The organism is Pseudolabrys sp. Root1462 (genome assembly GCF_001426945.1).
Classification (GTDB): domain Bacteria; phylum Pseudomonadota; class Alphaproteobacteria; order Rhizobiales; family Xanthobacteraceae; genus Pseudolabrys.
This window is the reverse complement of sequence record NZ_LMFS01000003.1, coordinates 530,106-547,636: the sequence shown is the minus strand read 5'-3', so window position 1 is coordinate 547,636 and position 17,531 is coordinate 530,106. Positions and strand designations below refer to the sequence as shown.

At 64.0% G+C, this 17,531-nt stretch carries 19 protein-coding genes; 11 read left to right on the top strand and 8 right to left on the bottom strand.

Features of this window, described 5'->3' with window-relative positions; translation table 11 throughout:
• The first annotated feature begins 14 nt into the window (after window positions 1-14).
• Complete coding sequence (locus tag ASD45_RS19365; protein ID WP_280136412.1) at window positions 15-977, top strand: TAXI family TRAP transporter solute-binding subunit; 963 nt, start codon at window positions 15-17, stop codon at window positions 975-977.
• A gap of 188 nt (window positions 978-1,165) precedes the next feature.
• Window positions 1,166-3,754 (top strand): TRAP transporter permease, encoded by a 2,589-nt coding sequence (locus ASD45_RS19360; RefSeq protein WP_056913305.1) that lies wholly within the window; start codon window positions 1,166-1,168, stop codon window positions 3,752-3,754.
• Window positions 3,755-3,798: 44 nt separating this feature from the next.
• On the opposite strand, the gene ASD45_RS19355 is transcribed toward ASD45_RS19360, so the two are convergent.
• Window positions 3,799-4,143, bottom strand: coding sequence for a hypothetical protein (locus ASD45_RS19355; RefSeq protein ID WP_056913304.1), 345 nt, complete (start codon window positions 4,141-4,143; stop codon window positions 3,799-3,801).
• Window positions 4,144-4,345: 202 nt separating this feature from the next.
• Between ASD45_RS19355 and ASD45_RS19350 the strand changes: the two genes are divergently transcribed.
• A complete protein-coding gene (locus ASD45_RS19350) occupies window positions 4,346-4,684 on the top strand; it encodes a hypothetical protein (RefSeq protein WP_156380986.1) in 339 nt (112 codons plus the stop codon).
• A 10-nt stretch (window positions 4,685-4,694) separates the two neighbouring features.
• Here ASD45_RS19350 and phnE read toward each other — a convergent pair whose 3' ends face one another.
• The 7 genes from phnE to phnF all read right to left on the bottom strand — a co-directional run bounded on the left by phnE (window position 4,695) and on the right by phnF (window position 11,148).
• On the bottom strand, window positions 4,695-5,519 hold the full coding sequence (phnE, locus tag ASD45_RS19345) for a phosphonate ABC transporter, permease protein PhnE (protein WP_056913302.1): 825 nt from the start codon (window positions 5,517-5,519) through the stop codon (window positions 4,695-4,697).
• Window positions 5,520-5,570: 51 nt separating this feature from the next.
• Window positions 5,571-6,683, bottom strand: a complete 1,113-nt coding sequence (phnD, locus tag ASD45_RS19340) for a phosphonate ABC transporter substrate-binding protein (RefSeq protein WP_056913301.1) — start codon at window positions 6,681-6,683, stop codon at window positions 5,571-5,573.
• Window positions 6,684-6,740: 57 nt separating this feature from the next.
• Window positions 6,741-7,700, bottom strand: a complete 960-nt coding sequence (gene phnC / locus ASD45_RS19335) for a phosphonate ABC transporter ATP-binding protein (RefSeq protein ID WP_082541038.1) — start codon at window positions 7,698-7,700, stop codon at window positions 6,741-6,743.
• 161 nt (window positions 7,701-7,861) lie between these two features.
• Window positions 7,862-8,563: a DUF1045 domain-containing protein gene (locus ASD45_RS19330; RefSeq protein WP_056913300.1), complete on the bottom strand. Its 702-nt coding sequence runs from the start codon at window positions 8,561-8,563 to the stop codon at window positions 7,862-7,864.
• Window positions 8,564-8,582: 19 nt separating this feature from the next.
• Entirely contained in the window at window positions 8,583-9,734 is a 1,152-nt protein-coding gene (locus ASD45_RS19325) for an alpha-D-ribose 1-methylphosphonate 5-triphosphate diphosphatase (protein WP_056913299.1), read from the bottom strand.
• Between the two features lie 3 nt (window positions 9,735-9,737).
• Complete coding sequence (locus tag ASD45_RS19320) at window positions 9,738-10,400, bottom strand: DapH/DapD/GlmU-related protein (RefSeq protein ID WP_056913298.1); 663 nt, start codon at window positions 10,398-10,400, stop codon at window positions 9,738-9,740.
• Between the two features lie 52 nt (window positions 10,401-10,452).
• Window positions 10,453-11,148 carry a phosphonate metabolism transcriptional regulator PhnF gene (gene phnF, locus ASD45_RS19315; RefSeq protein ID WP_244485543.1) on the bottom strand — a complete coding sequence of 232 codons (696 nt, stop codon included), beginning with the start codon at window positions 11,146-11,148 and terminating at the stop codon, window positions 10,453-10,455.
• A gap of 199 nt (window positions 11,149-11,347) precedes the next feature.
• Between phnF and phnG the strand changes: the two genes are divergently transcribed.
• From phnG to ASD45_RS19275, 8 genes are read left to right on the top strand one after another with little or no spacing between them, the layout of a single operon-like run.
• Window positions 11,348-11,827 carry a phosphonate C-P lyase system protein PhnG gene (phnG, locus tag ASD45_RS19310; RefSeq protein ID WP_056913296.1) on the top strand — a complete coding sequence of 160 codons (480 nt, stop codon included), beginning with the start codon at window positions 11,348-11,350 and terminating at the stop codon, window positions 11,825-11,827.
• A 2-nt stretch (window positions 11,828-11,829) separates the two neighbouring features.
• Window positions 11,830-12,423, top strand: a complete 594-nt coding sequence (gene phnH / locus ASD45_RS19305) for a phosphonate C-P lyase system protein PhnH (RefSeq protein ID WP_056913295.1) — start codon at window positions 11,830-11,832, stop codon at window positions 12,421-12,423.
• Window positions 12,424-12,426: 3 nt separating this feature from the next.
• On the top strand, window positions 12,427-13,530 hold the full coding sequence (locus ASD45_RS19300; RefSeq protein ID WP_056913294.1) for a carbon-phosphorus lyase complex subunit PhnI: 1,104 nt from the start codon (window positions 12,427-12,429) through the stop codon (window positions 13,528-13,530).
• Window positions 13,527-14,405 (top strand): alpha-D-ribose 1-methylphosphonate 5-phosphate C-P-lyase PhnJ, encoded by an 879-nt coding sequence (locus ASD45_RS19295; protein ID WP_056913293.1) that lies wholly within the window; start codon window positions 13,527-13,529, stop codon window positions 14,403-14,405. The genes ASD45_RS19300 and ASD45_RS19295 overlap by 4 nt, the downstream gene beginning before the upstream one ends.
• The gene (locus tag ASD45_RS19290) at window positions 14,398-14,868 is read left to right on the top strand and encodes a GNAT family N-acetyltransferase (protein WP_200949740.1); all 471 of its coding nucleotides are present in this window, start codon (window positions 14,398-14,400) and stop codon (window positions 14,866-14,868) included. The genes ASD45_RS19295 and ASD45_RS19290 overlap by 8 nt, the downstream gene beginning before the upstream one ends.
• Window positions 14,865-15,650, top strand: coding sequence for a phosphonate C-P lyase system protein PhnK (gene phnK, locus ASD45_RS19285; protein ID WP_056913292.1), 786 nt, complete (start codon window positions 14,865-14,867; stop codon window positions 15,648-15,650). The genes ASD45_RS19290 and phnK overlap by 4 nt, the downstream gene beginning before the upstream one ends.
• Before the next feature lie 3 nt (window positions 15,651-15,653).
• Window positions 15,654-16,349 (top strand): phosphonate C-P lyase system protein PhnL, encoded by a 696-nt coding sequence (gene phnL, locus ASD45_RS19280; protein WP_056913291.1) that lies wholly within the window; start codon window positions 15,654-15,656, stop codon window positions 16,347-16,349.
• A gap of 6 nt (window positions 16,350-16,355) precedes the next feature.
• Complete coding sequence (locus ASD45_RS19275) at window positions 16,356-17,519, top strand: alpha-D-ribose 1-methylphosphonate 5-triphosphate diphosphatase (RefSeq protein ID WP_056913290.1); 1,164 nt, start codon at window positions 16,356-16,358, stop codon at window positions 17,517-17,519.
• Window positions 17,520-17,531: the final 12 nt, after the last annotated feature.

The following is a 17,531-nucleotide window of genomic DNA, read 5'->3' as shown; positions in this document are numbered from 1 at the left end:
TTATGACAAAGAAGATGTTGACCGGCGGCCTTGCGGCGGCCGGCTTGATCGCGCTGATGACAGGCGGAACGCCTGCTGTCGCGCAGCAGAAATTCGTTACCATTGGCACCGGCGGTGTTACCGGCGTCTATTACGCGGTCGGCGGCGCGGTGTGCCGCCTGATGAACAAGGATCGTGCGACCACCGGAATCCGCTGCTCGGTGGAATCGACCGGTGGCTCGGTGTTCAACGTCAACGCCATCAAGACCGGTGAGCTCGACTTCGGACTGACGCAGTCGGACGTACAGTTCAACGCCACCAAGGGTGAAGCCCAGTTCAAGGACAAGGCCGATCCGGATTTGCGCGCCGTGTTTTCGGTGCACCCGGAGCCGTTCACGGTCCTGTCGCGCAAGGAAGCAAACATTTCCAAGTTCGAAGACTTCAAGGGCAAGCGCTTCAACGTCGGCAATCCGGGTTCGGGCACCCGGGCCTCGATGGAAGAACTGCTGACCAAGATGGGCTGGAAGCTGTCCGACTTCTCGCTCGCCGCCGAACTAAAGGCCGACGAGCAGGGCACCGCGCTTTGCGACAACAAGATCGACGGCTTCTATTACGGCGTCGGCCATCCGTCGGCCGCGATCCAGGATCCGACCACGTCGTGCGGCGCCAAGCTGGTGTCGCTCACCGGCCCGGCGGTCGATGCGCTGATCAAGGAGCATCCGTACTACGCCAAGGCGACCATCCCGGCTGGCATGTATGCCAACAATCCGAACCCGACCGAGACCTATGGCGTGCTCGCGACCGTGGTCACGTCGGCCAAGGTTCCGGAAGCGACGGTTTACGCCATGACCAAGGCCGTGTTCGACAACTTCGACGAGTTCAAGAAGCTGCATCCGGCTTTCGCCAACCTTGACCCCAAGAACATGGTCAAGGACGGGCTGTCGGCCCCGCTGCATCCGGGCGCCATCAAGTACTTCAAGGAGAAGGGCTGGATGTAACGCCAGCCAGGGGGCGGCCCGATGGCCGCCCCCTATCCTTTCGAGCACGATCGCGAAAGGCGGACACCGCCTTTCGCAATCCTGCTCATCAGACAGGACGGCGCGATAGCGTCACTGAAATCTCACGACAGACGGCGGTAACGCCGCGCATTTGCAAGGGCGCTATTACGCGCCTGAGGGGACCTGCGATGACCGACGTGAATGAGAAAGCCGCGACGCGCGAAGAACTCGAGGCCATGGTCGCGGAAGCCGACACCGGTGGACGCAAGACGACGGGCTTCAACAAGAATTTTATCTTCGGCGTCGCGCTGGCCTGGGCGCTGTTCCAGCTCTGGTATGCCTCGCCACTGCCGTATCTGTTCAATGTCGGCGTGGTCAACGATGGCCAGGCGCGCATCGTCCACCTCGCCTTCGCCTTCCTCCTGGTATTCACGACCTTCCCCGCTTTCAAGGCTTCGTCGCGAGCGCATATCCCGATCGGCGACTGGATACTGGCGCTGCTCAGCGTCGGCGCCACCCTCTATCTCCTGGTATTCTACGATGCGATCGCGCAGCGTCCCGGCCTGCCGACGACGCTGGACATCGTTGTCGCGCTGATCGGCATACTCAGCCTGCTCGAAGCGGCGCGCCGTGCCGTCGGGCCGGCGCTCGCCGCCATTGCCTCGATCATGGTGCTGTACATCTTTGCCGGTCCGTGGTTGCCCGGACTGCTGGCGCACAAGGGCGCTTCGCTGTCGCGCGTCGCCTCGCAGATGTGGCTAACGTCGGAAGGGATCTTCGGCGTCGCGCTCGGCGTTTCGACCAGCGTCGTCTATCTGTTCGTCTTGTTCGGCAGCCTTCTGGAGCGCGCTGGCGCCGGTAACTATTTCATCCAGATGGCCTTTGCCATGCTTGGCACCTATCGCGGCGGCCCGGCCAAGGCCGGTGTCGTCGCCTCGGGTCTGACCGGCATGATCTCTGGCTCGTCAATCGCCAACACGGTGACGACTGGCACCTTCACCATTCCGCTGATGAAGCGCGTCGGCTATTCCGCCGTAAAGGCGGGCGCGATCGAAAGCGCCGCCGGCGTCAATGGCCAGCTCATGCCGCCGGTGATGGGCGCCGCCGCCTTCCTGATCGCCGAATATGTCGGCATCACCTACTCCGAGGTCGTTAAGCACGCCTTCCTGCCGGCGTTCCTCACCTACGGGGCGCTGTTCTACATCGTCGACATCGAAGCCGCGAAGTTGCACATGCGCGGCCTGCCGCGTGCTTCCACCGCGCCGATCCACCACTCGCTGCTGCGCGCGCTGATGACGATCTGCGGCATCATCGTCCTTAGCGGTATCGTTTACTACGGCATCGGCTGGACCAAGATCGTGTTCGGCGAAGCCGCGACCTGGGTGCTGAGCGTCTTGCTGATTGCCGCTTATGTGTTTCTGATACGCCACAAGGCCAAGCGGGCCGATCTGCCGGTCGACGACCTCACCAAGGCGATCGTTAAGGTCCCCGATTTCTACAGCACTGCCAATACCGGTCTGCACTATCTGTTGCCGGTCGTCGTATTGATCTGGTGCCTGATGGTCGAAGAGTTGTCGCCGGGCCTTTCGGCTTTCTGGGGCACCGCGCTGTTGATCTTCATCATGCTGACGCAGCGGCCGCTCATCGCCTTTTTCCGCAATGAACACCAATACGTCGCGCGGCTGCGCGACGGTGTCGACGACCTGATCGCCTCGTTCCAGGGGGCGTCGCGTAACATGACGTCGGTCGGCATTGCCACGGCGACGGCCGGCATCATCGTCGGCACCGTGTCGCTCACCGGCATCGGCCTGGTGATGACGGAGATCGTCGAGGCGGTCTCGGGCGGCAACCTGATCATCATGCTGCTGCTTACAGCCGTGATCTGCCTCATCCTCGGCATGGGCATGCCGACGACGGCGAGCTACGTCGTGGTGGCAACGCTGATGGCGCCGGTCCTGGTCGAACTCGCGGCGCAGAACGATCTCGCGGTGCCGCTGGTCGCGGTGCATATGTTCGTCTTCTATTTCGGTCTGATGGCCGACGTGACGCCGCCGGTCGGATTGGCGGCTTACGCCGCTGCGGCCATATCGGGCGCCGATCCGGTAAAAACCGGTGTGCAGGCGTTCCGCTATGAAATCCGCACGGCGTTATTGCCGTTCATCTTCATCTTCAATACCCAGCTCCTGCTCATCGATGTCGGAAGCTGGTTTGAACTCGCCATGGTGATCGTGTTGTCCGGCATCGCCATGGGCTGCTTCGTCGCGGCGACGCAGGGCTGGCTGCTGACGCGCAGCCGCTGGTACGAAAGCGCGTTACTGCTGTTGGTCTGTTTCACGCTGTTCCGGCCGGGCTTCTGGCTCGACCAGATCGCCGAACCGTTCCTCGCCCGCCCGGCAAGCGACATGGTCAAAACCGCCGGCGAACTGCCGCAAGGCGCGACGTTGCGCTTCCGCGTCAAGAGCCAGACGCGGGCCGGCGATGAAGTGGAGAAAGTCGTGCGCCTCACTTTACGCGACGGCGCCACAGGGGTCGACCGTCTGCGCTCTGCGGGTCTCAACGTCATGTCTCTCGGCGATCGCACCCAGATCGGCAGCGTGCGCTTCGGTAGCCAGGCGACGAAGTATGGGCTGGCGGGCGGCGACGAAATCACTGCGGTGCTTGTCGCGGCGGATCGTCCCAACAGGTACTGGTTTGCGCTCCCGGGGCTGGCGGTACTGGCCGGCATTGTCTTGCTGCAGCGCCGCCGACAACAGCCGCAACTCGCGACGGCGCGTTAAATCAAGCGGGGCTCGCGCCGCCGAGAGACCGTCAAAGAATTCGTTCAGCCCGTGGCGACGCGGGCTGAAGGCGGGACAGCGGCGGCTTCCTTGGCAACGACCTTGACCGGCTCGGACCTGACCAGGCTCGGCGTTGACGGCGTTGTCATGCTCTCGGGCGCCGGCCTCTTGCCGTTGTCCTTCTTGCCGGCCTTACGTTTGCCCTTGGGCGCGGACTTCGCGCTCTTCTTGTCCTTCTTCTTGACGTCCTTCTTCTTGGCGTCCTTGGCTTTCGCGCCGCGGCTGTCTTTGTCGGCCGTCTTTTTCAACGCCGCGATCTCGTCTTGAAGCTTTTTCAGCTTCTTGAGTTTCTTCTTCAACGCTTTGCTGGTGTCGTCTTTCTTCGACATACTCGCACCCACCGTTGCCATTGTGCACTGTTGAAGCAAATTGTGCATTGTTGAGCCAAGCGGCGCGCACGCAGCTCGGCGACGAGGACAGGAACCGCGCGCGGAACGCAAGCAGCGTAGCGGGAACGGCAATACCGTCAACGAAAACTGAACGGCTTTTTGTAACGCGCTGATCGGCTTCGAATATTTCCCGGACGCCAGAGTGCCCGGTGGCGAAGCCGTGGCGGTAATTGAAAAGTTATATGACAGTTTTGTGACAATGCTCGCAGAGCACGGCCTTCATTTTGACGTTGCGCGGAGTTTTCTTTTTGCAAGCGGTCTGATTAGCTTTGCGTTAGCGACGACGTCACCGACCAAAGTGATTGCGTTCATGACGACACCACCAACCGACGACGACGACAGCGAAGCGCTTCATTGGCTGACCATGGCGCGACGGATTTTATCCGGCGAAATCGCACCGCAGGATGCGCGCTGCCTGCTCAACGATGCCTTGATCGCGAAGCCGCGCGCCGAGGCGACCGAATTGCACCGATCGCTCTGATCGGTGCACCTCAGACCAGCGCTTTGCGGATGCGTGCGCTGACCAGATCGAGCAGCATGACCGTCAGAACGACGATGATGATCTGCGCCGCGGTCTGACCGTACTGGAAGCTGCGAATGCTCTCGTACAAGGTTTGGCCGATGCCGCCGGCGCCGACGATGCCGAGCGTCGTGGCCGAGCGCACATTCGTCTCGAGGCGATAAAGCGTCAGCGAACTCCAGAGCGGCGTGACCTGCGGGATGACGCCGAACACGACCTCCTGCACCTTCAGCGCGCCTGTGACGCGAATGCCTTCGACAGGGCGAGGATCGACGGCCTCGACCGCTTCCGAGAACAGCTTGGCAAAAACGCCGAGGTTATGAACGAACAACGCCATGACGCCGGCGAACGGGCCGAGACCGACGGCGACGACGAACAGCAGCGCAAACACGATTTCGTTGATGGCGCGGCAGGCGTCCATGAGGCGCCGCACCGGCTGCACGATCCATTGCGGCGCCACGTTTGACGAACACAGGATCGACAGCGGAATGCCGAACAGCACCGCAAGCGCGGTGCCCCACACCGCGATCTGGATGGTCACCACCATATCGGCGAGGTAATGGTCCCAGTCATGGAAATTCGGATTGAGAAATGCCTTGCCGAATTCCGCCATGTTGCGCCAGTCGGTGACCAGCGACGTGGCGCGGAACATCTCCGAGGGACCCCAACTCCACACCAGGACGGCGGCGACGATGGCCCAGCCCAGCCAGCCCTTGGCCCGCTTGGTCAGCGGATGGCGCGGCACCGCAGTCCCGCTGTCGGGGGCGGCGATCGGACGTGCGGTGATGTCGGTCATGCTTGAATAAGGTGGGCGGGCACCGGATCGACCCGGCGCCCGCCGCTGGCCTTAGTTGGTCGGCGCGTTCGCCGCCTGGGCGGCGAAGTCGGCGATCATCTTCTTCAGCTTGGCCTGATCGCCGGCCTTGTCGGCTTCGACGAAGGCCGCAACCTGCGCCTTGAACGGCGAGGATTCGGCCTTCGCGGTGGCGGCCTGGTCCTTCTTGATCTCCGCCTGCAGCGGCTCGATCTGCGCGGTCTTCTCGGCCTCGGAGAGCTTGGCGTCGCCCTTGATCTTCATCATCGCCTTGTTCGCTTCGAGGATGCGGATCGGCAGCAACTGGTTGTTGCTCGAGGGATTGAACGGCGACCAGATCAGGTTGGCCAGGACTTCCTTGGCGTGCTTGATCTCGTCGGGGGTACCGACGCGGCCATAGCCCAGCAGGAAGGTGTAGAGCTTGGTCTTGACCGCCGGGTCGAGATCCTTACGCCAGGCCAGCGGATCGAGCGGGATAATCGGCGAGGTCCAGATGACGCGGATCTTCTTGAAGTCTTCCGGCGACGACATCTGCAGGCGCTGCATGTCTTCCGAGTTGTTGGTTGCGGCCTGTACCTGCTTGTGCGAGATCGCCATCTGGTTGGCCTGATGGCTGGCGTTGCGCACGGTCTTGAAGCATTCCTTCGGGTCGATGTTCTTGGCCGCGAAGATGTACGAGGTCGGCACCAGGAAGCCCGAGGTCGAGTTCGGATCGCCGATGCCGAAGTCGATCGACTTATCGCACTTCAGCACGTCTTCGAGCTTCTGATACGGGCTGTCGGCGTTGACGATGATATGCGAGTAGTAGCCGGTCGAACCGTCCTTGCTGACGGTCTGGGCGAAGACTTCGGCGTTCGAACGATCGACCGCTTCCATGCCCGACTTGTTGCCGTACCAGGCGACCTGCACCTTGTTGAAGCGCATCGCTTCGATCACGCCGGCATAATCGCTCGAATAGAACGCGTTGATCTTGAGCCCCGTCGCCTTCGTCATGTCGGCGAGGAAGGGCTCCCAGTTCTTTTTCTGGTTCATCGACGCTTCGGTCGAGATGACGCCGAAGTTGATTTCACTCTCGGCGCGGGCGGCGGTTGCCGAAATGCTGGCGACGATCGCCAGGGCAGTACCAAGCAGGGCGAGCTTGCGCATAGGACCTTCTCCTGTTGCAGTCGTTTCTTAGTCAGATGTCCGGACGTCTGCCCGCCGTCAGGCGGAGAGCCGTCCGGCTTTCGCGTGCGACTTGGTCATAGCGACAGTCGGTGCATGCGGGATGACAATGGTCGGCGGCTCGGACCAATGACCGTTGCCGTCGATCGCCGCTTCCGTATCGGCCCAGTGCAGGCCATCGCCCTGCTCCAGCGCGGCGCCGAACGACGGCAGGAACAGTTCTTCCGATTCGGCGCCGTAGATCCGGTTGAGGAAAGCCGGCGTCAGCGCGCTCGACGGCCCGTCATAGGCAATCTTGCCGTCCTTCAGCGCGATGGTGCGCGGGCAATATTTCATCGCGTATTCGACCTGATGCAGCGACACCAGCACGGTCAGGCCGTCATTGCGATTCATGTCGGCGAGCAGATCCATGACGCGGCGCGACGACGCCGGGTCGAGCGAGGCGATCGGTTCGTCGGCGATCAGCAGTTCGGCGCCCTGCACCAGCGATCGCGCGATCGCCGCGCGCTGCTGCTGGCCGCCCGACAGGTCGTTGGAGCGGCGGAGTGCGTGCTCGGCGATGCCGACGCGCGCCAGCGCCTGCATGGCGATGCGCTTCTCATCGTCGTTGAAGCGGCCGAGCGTGCCGCGCGCGCTCGGCACGCGGCCGAGCAGGCCGAAGCAGACATTGGTGAGCAACGACAGCCGCGGCACCAGATTGAACTGCTGGAAGATGACGCCAATGCGAGCGCGCAAAGCGCGACTGCAGGAAATACGGCCGCCGCGCTGGATCGGCTGGCCGAGCACATGGATCTGCCCCGCGTTCGCGCCGTTGCCGCGCGGCGAATCGATCGGGATGAGCCCGGCGATGGAACGGATCAGTGTCGATTTGCCGGAGCCCGATGCGCCGATCAACGCGACCATCTCACCGCGCTTGAGCGACAGCGAGATATCGTCCAGCACGATCACGCCGCGCAGGTACGATTTCGAAACGCCTCGGGCCTCGATGACAGCATCCATTCGCGGGGCACCCTTCTGCATCGTCTGTCACAATCGCTAACAACGGCGTGTGACAGTTGGATGAATGGCGGACGGGTTTCCGTGGAGTTCACACGTCTCATTATCCGCGCCACGAGCGGGCCGGGAAGCGCAACATCTTCAAGAGATTGCGCGACAGGAAGTCAGGCGGGACTGCCGAGTGCCGCCTGATGCAGCACGGTGAACGGGGCGCCGGGCTGCGGCTGCCGCGATATGACGAGGCGGTCGAAGGTCAGGAGCGGCGCCTGCAGCAGTTGCTCAAATTTCGCGCAGAGGAATCTGGAAGCCGCTGTCCGCTTCTGCACCGGCAAGGAGCCGGTCAGCGTCATATGAAAGCGGAAATCCTCGAAAACATAAGGATAACCCCAGCGGTATAGATGTTCGATCTGGCGCTCGCTGAGGCCGGGCGTGAGGCGGCGCGTCAGTTCCTGATCGGTCATCATCGCACGGTATTTGTCGAACGTACTGACGCAGGAAGCGGCAAGCGCGTTGAGCGGTTCGCACGGCGCTTCCGGCACCGCCGCGATGAACGAGCCGAGCTCGCGCACAACCAGGCGTCCAGCGGCAAAGGGTCGCTGTCGCGCGGCGAAAGCCTGAAAGGCCTCCACCAGATCGCGCTCGATGTAGCCTTCCTTGAGCCGGATCGGCGCTTTCATGGTCGCGTGAAAGCCGTAGACCCGCGGTTCGCGCACCAGCGCCGGCCAAGTGCCGCCATCGGCTCCATCGAGATACGAGCAGTCAACGCCTTGGTATGCGTCGTAGCCGAGCGCGGCGGCGCCGAAGCGGTAGAGCGCCGTTGCCGCCGCCGGCACGTAATAGATGGCGTAGCGGGCTGTCGAACTCATGCCGCCGCACTCCAACTTGTCAATTGAACCGGCTGGCGTCGGCGACATGAACGAAGCGGCCGCTCGTCATGGTGGCGAGGGCGCGCGGCCGCAACGGATCGTTGGCATCGACCACGACGATGTCGGCGCGCTTTCCAGATTCCAGCGTGCCGCGATCGTCAAGACCCGCAGCCTGCGCTGGATGGGCAGAGACGAAACGCCAGGCTTGTCCCAGCGGCGCGACCTTGTCGGCGGCGAGGCGGAACGGCGCGAGCAGCGGCGCCGGATAGTAATAGTCGGACGCCAGCACGGTGCAGAGGCCGCGGGCGATCATGTCGGCGGCGGCGATCCAGCCGATGTGGCTGCCGCCGCGCACGACGTTGGGCGCGCCCATCACGACGTTATCCCCGGCGCGCGTCGCATCGTCGGCGGTCTCGAGATTGACCGGGAATTCGGCGAGTCGGCAGTCGAGCGCGCGGAACCACTGCCGCTGCGCCGGCGAGTTATCATCGTGCGACAGAGTGGCGACGCCATTGTCGTTCGCAGCGTGCGCCAGACGTTCGATCGAGCCCGGCACTTCATTGGCGCGGGCGCGGAGGCGTTCGACCAGAGCATTGAATTCCTCGACGGTAAGCCCGGCGCGCGCCGCCATCTCGGCAATCTTGCGCGTGCGCGGCGGCGCATCGGCGCTTGGCATATGATCGTTGAAGCCGAGCATGCCGATCCGCTTGTCGCCGAGCCAGTCGGTGATCTCGGCCTCGGCGGCGAGATTGAAGGTCTCGTGGCGCAAGTGGCAGCGCGTGTCGGCGCCGAGCGACGGATTGAGCGCTTCAATGGCATTCAGCACCGCGCGCGCATTGTCTGCGCCGCGCAGGCCGGGCTCCCACGACCAGGTGACACCGTGGAACAGGGTGGTGATGCCATTGCCGACGGCCTGGCGGTCGCTCTCCTGCAACGCCAGATCGGTCGGAAAGCCGACGCCCGGACGCGGCATCAATTGCCGCTCGAAAGCATCGGCGTGAATATCGACGATGCCCGGCAGCACATAGAGGCCACGCGCGTCGTACGTCCGGCCATTGCCGCCATTGGCGCCGACCGAGGCGATGGCGCCGTCCCTGTCGTCAACCACAATGTCCGCTTCGACGAATTGCCCGCCGACCAGAACCTGCCCACCTTGAATCCGCATTGCCATTCCTTATCCGGCGGCCGTGACCTGCATGGCCGGCTCCGGCAGCGCGCCGCCTTCGTACCTGTCGAGAAACTGCTCGGCGCTCAACGCGCGGAAATCCCTGAGCGCCGCGTGCAAGCGCTCGTGCGGCCAGTTCCACCAGCCGAGTTTCAGCATTCGCTCCGCGACCCCGTCGGCAAAGCGCGGCCGCAGCACGCGCGCCGGATTGCCGACTGCGATCATGTAAGGCGGGACGTCCTTGGTGACGACGGCGCCCGCGCCGATCACGGCCCCGGTCCCGATCGACCGTCCAGCCATCACAATGGCGCCATGGCCGATCCAGACGTCGTGGCCGATGGTGACGTGAAACGAGCGACGCCAGTTGAAGAATTCTTCCTCGTCGGCCGCGCCGTCGAAATAGGCGCTTGCGCGGTAGGTGAAGTGCGATTGCGTCGCCCGATTCATCGGGTGATTGCCCGGATTGATCCGGGTCATCGCCGCGATCGAGGTGAACTTGCCGATGGTGGTGTAGGCGATGTCGCTGTCATTGACGACATAGGAGTAGTCGCCGAGCTCGACCTCCTGCAGCTTGGTGCGCGGCCCGACCTCGGTATAGGCGCCGAGGCTGCATTTCTTCACCGTCGCGGTCGGGTCGACGAACGGTGTGGGGGAGAGTTTGTTGTTGGCCATTGCTACAGAACGACTCTCTTTCAAGACAGCAGCGTGACGCCGCCACGCAATCCTAGCTTTCCACAATCAGCGCCACGCGATCGGCGGAGAACCGCGCGCGCGCCAGCATGATCGGTTCGTCACTATCGGTGACGTTCAGTCCTTCGGCGATCAGGATCGGCCGATGGACCGAGAGCCTCAGCCGGCCGGCATCGACCGCGTCGGTGAAGCCCGCGCTGATCCGCGTCCATTTGCGGCGATAGCTCTTGATGCCGAAATGCTCGAGCATGCGGGTGATGGAACGCACACGGCGGAATATCTTGGCGGCCTCGCCGTAACGATCAGCTGGCAGCCAGGTCGTCGAGACCGAGATCGGCACGCCGTCGGCGGCGCGCAGAATTTCCAGGCGCACCACCTCGTCGCCGGGCTTGATGCCGAGATCGCGCGCGACATCCTCGTTGGCCGCTTCGTGACGATGGCCCTGCAACCGGCCTTCCGCCTCGTGACCGGCCGCGGTCACGATCTCGGAGAATTTCATGCGCTGGCTGATCGGGTAATTGAGCTTGTCGGTTTTGACGAAGGTGCCGCTGCCGCGCTCGGTGCGCACCAGCCCGCGCGCCGCGAGCTCCGCCATGGCGCGCCGAACCGTATGACGGTTGACGCCGTAGCGCGCCGCGATCTCGCTCTCGGCCGGCAGCTTCGAGCCGTTGTCGTGCTTGCCGACCAGAATCGCCTGTTCGAAATCGTCGGCGATGCAGCGCCACAGCATGACACCACGCGCCAAAAGGTCGTCGCGGTCCGAAGACCCTTTCGCAGTTCCTCGGGGAGTCCGTGTCAGCATGGGCGCCCTGTCATCATGGCGTCATTGGAAGGCATTTATAACTTGTCTATTGGACTAGACAAGTTATAACGGCACTTGTCTAGTCGACTAGACAACTTTCCGCAAGGCTGCCGAAAGCTGACCGCCCATGACCGCAAGCACCCACGCTGCCGCCAAAAACCCGCCCGACCTCCAGGACCGGCGTGAAGCGCTCGGCGTCCTGGCGCGTGCCGAATCGCGGGATATTGCGGACGGCCTGCGTCAGTTGGATGACGGGTTGTCTTATTCGGAACCGCGTCCGCCGGAAGTCGGCCTGGTCATGTTGCGCGGACGCATCGGCTCGCGCGGCGCGCCGTTCAACGCCGGCGAAGCCACCGTCACCCGCGCCGCGGTTCAATTGGCGAGCGGCGAGGTGGGTTTCGGCTATGTGCTTGGACGCGACCGCGAAAAGGCGCGGCTGGTCGCCCTGTGTGACGCGCTCTGGCAGGTCGCGGACCGGCGCGCAGCCGTCGAGAACCAGGTTCTCGCGCCGCTGCGCCGAAAGCAGAACGAAAAGAAGGATCTCGAGCGCGCCCGCACCGCGGCGACGCGCGTCGACTTCTTCACCTTGGTGCGCGGAGAGGATTGAGCATGCTCGACATCACCGCGAACACGCCGGCATTCGACCCCGCTTATGCCAGCCAGGCCGCGTTCCGCGCGCTGATGGAGTGCATGGCGAGGCCGGGCGAGATCCGCTCGCTCAAAGGCATCGACGCGCCCGCGCCATTCGCACCGGCAACGGCGGCGCTGATCAAGAGCCTCGCCGATTATGAGACGCCGCTGTGGCTCGATGCCACCTTCGCCGCCGCGCCTAAAGCCGCCGAATGGATCCGCTTCCACACCGGTGCGCCGGTCGTCGGCTCACCCGCTCAAGCCGCCTTCGCCCTGATCGCCGACGCACGCACCCTGCCGGATTTCGGTCTCTTTGCGCAGGGGACGTCGGAATATCCTGACCGTTCGACCACGGTGATGGTGCAAATCGACGCTTTCAGCGGCGATGCCGTCACGCTCAAGGGGCCTGGCATCAAGGCGGCGCACCGTTTTGCCGCCGCGCCGTTGCCCGCAGACTTCGACACGCGCCTGCAAGTTAACCGCGCCCTGTTCCCGCGCGGCATCGATCTCGTTTTCATTGCCGGCAACGGCATCGCGGCGCTGCCGCGCTCGATCATGATCGAGGAGCGCTGAACCATGTATGTCGCAGTCAAAGGCGGCGAGCGCGCCATCGACAACGCCCACAAGCTGCTCGCTGACGCCCGGCGCGGCGACCGCGAGGTGGCGGAGCTATCGCTGGCGCAGATCGACAACCAGCTCGCTTTGGCGGTCGATCGCGTGATGTGCGAGGGCTCGCTGTATGATCGCGAACTCGCTTCGCTCGCGATCAAGCAGGCGCGTGGCGATCTGATCGAAGCGATCTTCCTGCTGCGCGCCTATCGCACCACGCTGCCGCGCTTCGGCGCCTCGGAGCCGCTGGAGACCGGCGCCATGGACATCCGCCGCCGCGTCTCGGCGACGTTCAAGGATCTGCCCGGCGGGCAGGTGCTGGGCCCGACTTTCGACTACACCCATCGCCTGCTGGATCACACGCTCGCCGAACAAGGCGACGTCGAGGAGCCGGCGACGGCGCCGGCCGAAACCGGCCGCTTCAAGTCGGTGGCGGAATTGCTAGACGGCGGCGGACTGATCGAGGGCGATGACCCGCCGGCCGACGAGATCGGCGATCTCACCCGTGAGCCTCTTTCTTTCCCCGCCAACCGCGACCTGCGCCTGCAGAATCTAGCGCGCGGCGATGAAGGTTTCCTGCTGGCGCTCGGCTATTCAACGCAACGCGGCTTCGGCCGCACGCATCCGTTCGCCGGCGAAATTCGTTACGGCTCGGTCGAGGTCGAGTTCTTCGCCGAGGATGCCGGTTTCGCTGTGCCACTCGGTTCGATCAGCGTCACCGAATGCCAGATGGTCAATCAATTCACCGGCAACGGCACGCAGGCTCCCCGCTTCACGCGCGGCTACGGCCTGGTGTTCGGCCAGAGCGAGCGCAAGGCTATGGCGATGGCGCTGGTCGATCGCTCGTTGCGCGCACGCGAACTCGGCGAAGAAACCGGCTCGCCGGCGCAGGACGAAGAATTCGTGCTCAGCCATTCCGACAATGTGCAGGCGACCGGCTTCGTCGAGCATCTGAAGCTGCCGCATTACGTCGACTTCCAGTCCGAGCTCGGGCTGCTGCGCAAGCTGCAGGTCGAATTTCATGCGCGCGACGGGCGAGACGAAACGCCGATACAGGATGCCGCCGAATGAGCGCGCCGGTTTACAACTTCGCCTATCTCGACGAGCAGACCAAGCGCATGATTCGGCGCGCGATCCTCAAGGCGATCGCCATTCCGGGCTATCAGGTGCCATTCGCGTCGCGCGAAATGCCAATGCCGTACGGCTGGGGCACCGGCGGCGTGCAGGTCACCGCCTCGATCCTCGGCCCCGACGACAAGCTCAAGGTGATCGACCAGGGCTCCGACGACACCACCAACGCCGTGTCGATCCGCAAATTCTTCGTCAAGACCGCCGGCGTGGAGACCACGACGAAGACCAGCGAAGCGACCGTGATCCAGACGCGCCATCGCGTTCCGGAACAGGCGCTGACCGAGGACCAGGTGCTGGTTTACCAGGTGCCGATTCCGGAGCCGCTGCGTTTCCTCGAACCGCGCGAGACCGAGACGCGGCGCATGCACGCGCTGTCGGAATATGGGCTGATGCACGTCAAGCTGTACGAGGACATCGCGCGCCACGGCCACATTGCCACGACCTATGCCTATCCGGTCGAAGTCGGTGGCCGCTACGTCATGGACCCGTCGCCAATCCCGAAATTCGACAATCCGAAGCTGTCGGACTGCGCGGCGCTGCAACTGTTCGGCGCCGGCCGCGAGAAGCGCATCTACGCCATCCCGCCCTACACCCATGTGAAGTCGCTCGACTTCGAGGATCATCCGTTCGAGCCGTACCGCCACGATGCGCAATGCGAACTATGCGGCGCGATGAATTCTTATCTCGACGAGGTGATCACCGACGACGCCGGCAGCCGGATGTTCGTCTGCTCGGATACCGATTTCTGCGAGGGCCGTCGTGCCGCCGGCCACGGCCCGGTTGCAGCGGGCGCAATGGAGACCGCACGTGGTTGAGCTCGACGCCATCAATATCCGCGAAGCCGAAAAGCGCGACCTGCCCGGCGTGCTGGCGCTCTATGCCCAGCCCGATCTCGATGACGGCGACGTGCTGCCGATGATCGACGCCGAACGCATCTTCGACCGCTTTGCCCGCTATCCCGACTACACGCTCTATATCGCCGAACTCGATGGCCGCATCGTCGGCACCTTCGCGCTGCTGATCATGGACAATCTCGGCCATCTCGGCGCGCCGTCGGCCATCGTCGAGGATGTCGCCGTCGGCCCGATCCTGCATGGCCGCGGCGTCGGCCGCGCCATGATGGCCTTCGCCATGGAACGCGCCAAAGAGAAGCACTGCTACAAGATCGTGCTGTCGTCGAACGCCAAGCGCGAACGGGCGCACGCCTTCTACGAACAGATTGGCTTCGAACGGCACGGTTACAGCTTCCGGATCCTGTTCGACGAGGTGACGGCATGATCCAGGAAAACGACCGCCCGCTGCTCGTCGCCGAGGGCCTGACCAAGTATTACGGCCGCCAGCTCGGCTGCCGCGATGCCTCGTTCGAGCTATACGAAGGCGAGGTGATGGCCGTGGTCGGCGAATCCGGCTCCGGCAAATCGACGCTGCTGCAACTCCTGTCGACGCAGATCGAACCGAGTGCCGGCCGCGTCCTCTATCGCATGCGCGGCGGCGCGGTGAAGAGCCTGTGGGAGATGACCGAACCGGAGCGCCGCTTCCTGCTGCGCACCGATTGGGGCTACGTGCATCAGGATCCGCAGCATGGCCTGCGCATGGGCGTATCCGCCGGCGGCAATGTCGGCGAACGCCTGATGGCGGTCGGCCAGCGTAACTACGCCAACATCCGCTCGGTCGCGACCGATTGGCTCGGCCGCGTCGAGATTCCGGAAGATCGTATCGACGACACGCCGCGCACTTATTCCGGCGGCATGCGCCAGCGCCTGCAGATCGCGCGCAACCTCGTCACCGCACCACGGCTCATCTTCATGGACGAGCCGACCGGCGGCCTCGACGTCTCGGTGCAGGCCCGCCTGCTCGACCTGCTGCGTCGCATCGTCTCGGAAATGCGCATCGCCGCCATCGTCGTCACCCATGATCTCGCCGTGGCGCGGCTGTTGTCGAACCGCATCATGGTGATGAAAGGCGGTGAAGTGATCGAAGCCGGTCTCACCGATCAGGTGCTGGACGATCCGCACCAGCCTTATACCCAGCTTCTCGTATCGTCGATTTTGCCGGTGTAAACCATGACCGCGCTTGAACTCAAAGACGTCGCCAAGACCTTCACCATGCATCTGCAAGGCGGCCTCAAGCTGCCGGTGCTGCGCGATGTCAGCTTCGCCGTCCGGCCGGGCCAGTGCGCGGTCCTCACCGGACCGTCCGGCGCCGGCAAGTCATCAATCCTGAAGCTGATCTACGGCAATTATCGCTGCGACGAAGGCGCCATCCTGGTGCGTGACGGCGACACCCAGGTCGACCTCGCCACCGCCGCGCCGCGCCGCATCCTGGCGGTACGCCGGCGCGCGCTCGGCTATGTCACCCAGTTCCTGCGCGCGGTGCCGCGCGTCTCCGCGCTCGATATCGTCGCCGAACCACTGATCGCCGAGGGGATTGCCGCCGCAGAAGCGACTGAAGCCGCCGCTGCCATGCTGCGGCGCTTCAATGTACCGGAGCGGCTGTGGAGCTTGCCGCCGGCCACGTTCTCAGGCGGCGAACAGCAGCGCATCAACCTGGCGCGCGGCCTGTTGCCCGAGCATCCCATTCTGCTATTGGACGAGCCGACCGCGTCGCTCGACGCCAGGAACCGCGCCGTCGTCGTCGATATCGTGCGCGAGCGCAAGTCGCGCGGCGCCGCCATCGTCGCCATCGTGCATGATGAGCAGGTGCGCGATGACATCGCCGATGTCGGCGTCGACGTCACCCGTTTTGCCACTGCCGCCTAAGAAGCCATGTCAGATCCGACGATTATCGAAAATGCCCGTATCATCCTCGCCGAAGAGGTGATCGAGAACGGCTATGTCGCCTTCGACGGCGGACAAATCGCCGAAATCGGTGAAGGCCAGGCGCCGGGGCGCGGCCAGGTCAACCGCATCGACGCCAACGGCGATATGTTGCTGCCCGGCCTGGTCGAGTTGCACACCGATCATCTCGAGGCGCATGTGCAGCCGCGACCGAAGGTGCAATGGAACGCAGTCTCCGCCGTCGTATCGTACGATGCGCAGATCGCCACCAGCGGCATCACCACCGTGCTCGATTCGCTGCGCGTCTGGCGCGAGGAAGGCAGCGCCGAAGCCGCGGACGGCCAGGCGGCCCTGCTGTCAGATGCCATCGACCGCGCCCGCGCCGCCGGCCTGCTGCGCGTCGATCATTTTCTGCACCTGCGTTGCGAAGTACCGATGCCGAAGGTCGTCATCGATGCCGCCGATCTCATCACGCGACCGGATGTCCGACTGCTGTCGTTGATGGACCACACGCCGGGTCAGCGGCAGTTCCAGGATGCGGGCAAGCTGCGCGATTACTATCGCGGCAAATCGGGCGGCATGACCGAGGCCGAACTTGACGAGATGTTCGCGCGGCGCATTGCTCATTCGGAGCAATACGCGCCACAGAACTACAAGGGTCTGGTCGAACTGGCGCAGAAGCACGGCACGCCACTGGCGAGCCACGACGACACCACGTCAGAACATGTCGAACAGGCAATCAAGGACAGGGTGGCGATCGCCGAATTCCCGACCAACGTCGCCTCGGCGGAAGGCCTGCATGCCAACGGCATCAAGGTCATGATGGGGGCGCCGAATCTCGTGCGCGGCGGTTCGCACTCCGGCAATGTCGCTACCGCCGAACTCGCGCGCGCCGGCCTGCTCGATCTGATGTCATCGGATTACGTGCCGTCCAGCCTTCTTCTCGCGGCGCTGATGCTGCCGAAAGCCGCCCCCAACTACGACCTGCCGGCCGCCATTCGCACCGTATCCAAGACTCCGGCCGAGGCTGTTGGTCTTAACGACCGCGGCGAAATCGCCACTGGCAAACGCGCCGATGCCATCCTTGTTCACGTTGCGCCGGATGGCGCCGCCGTGCGCAGCGTCTGGAGCGGTGGCCGCCGCGTCGCCTAAAGAGAGCCGCGC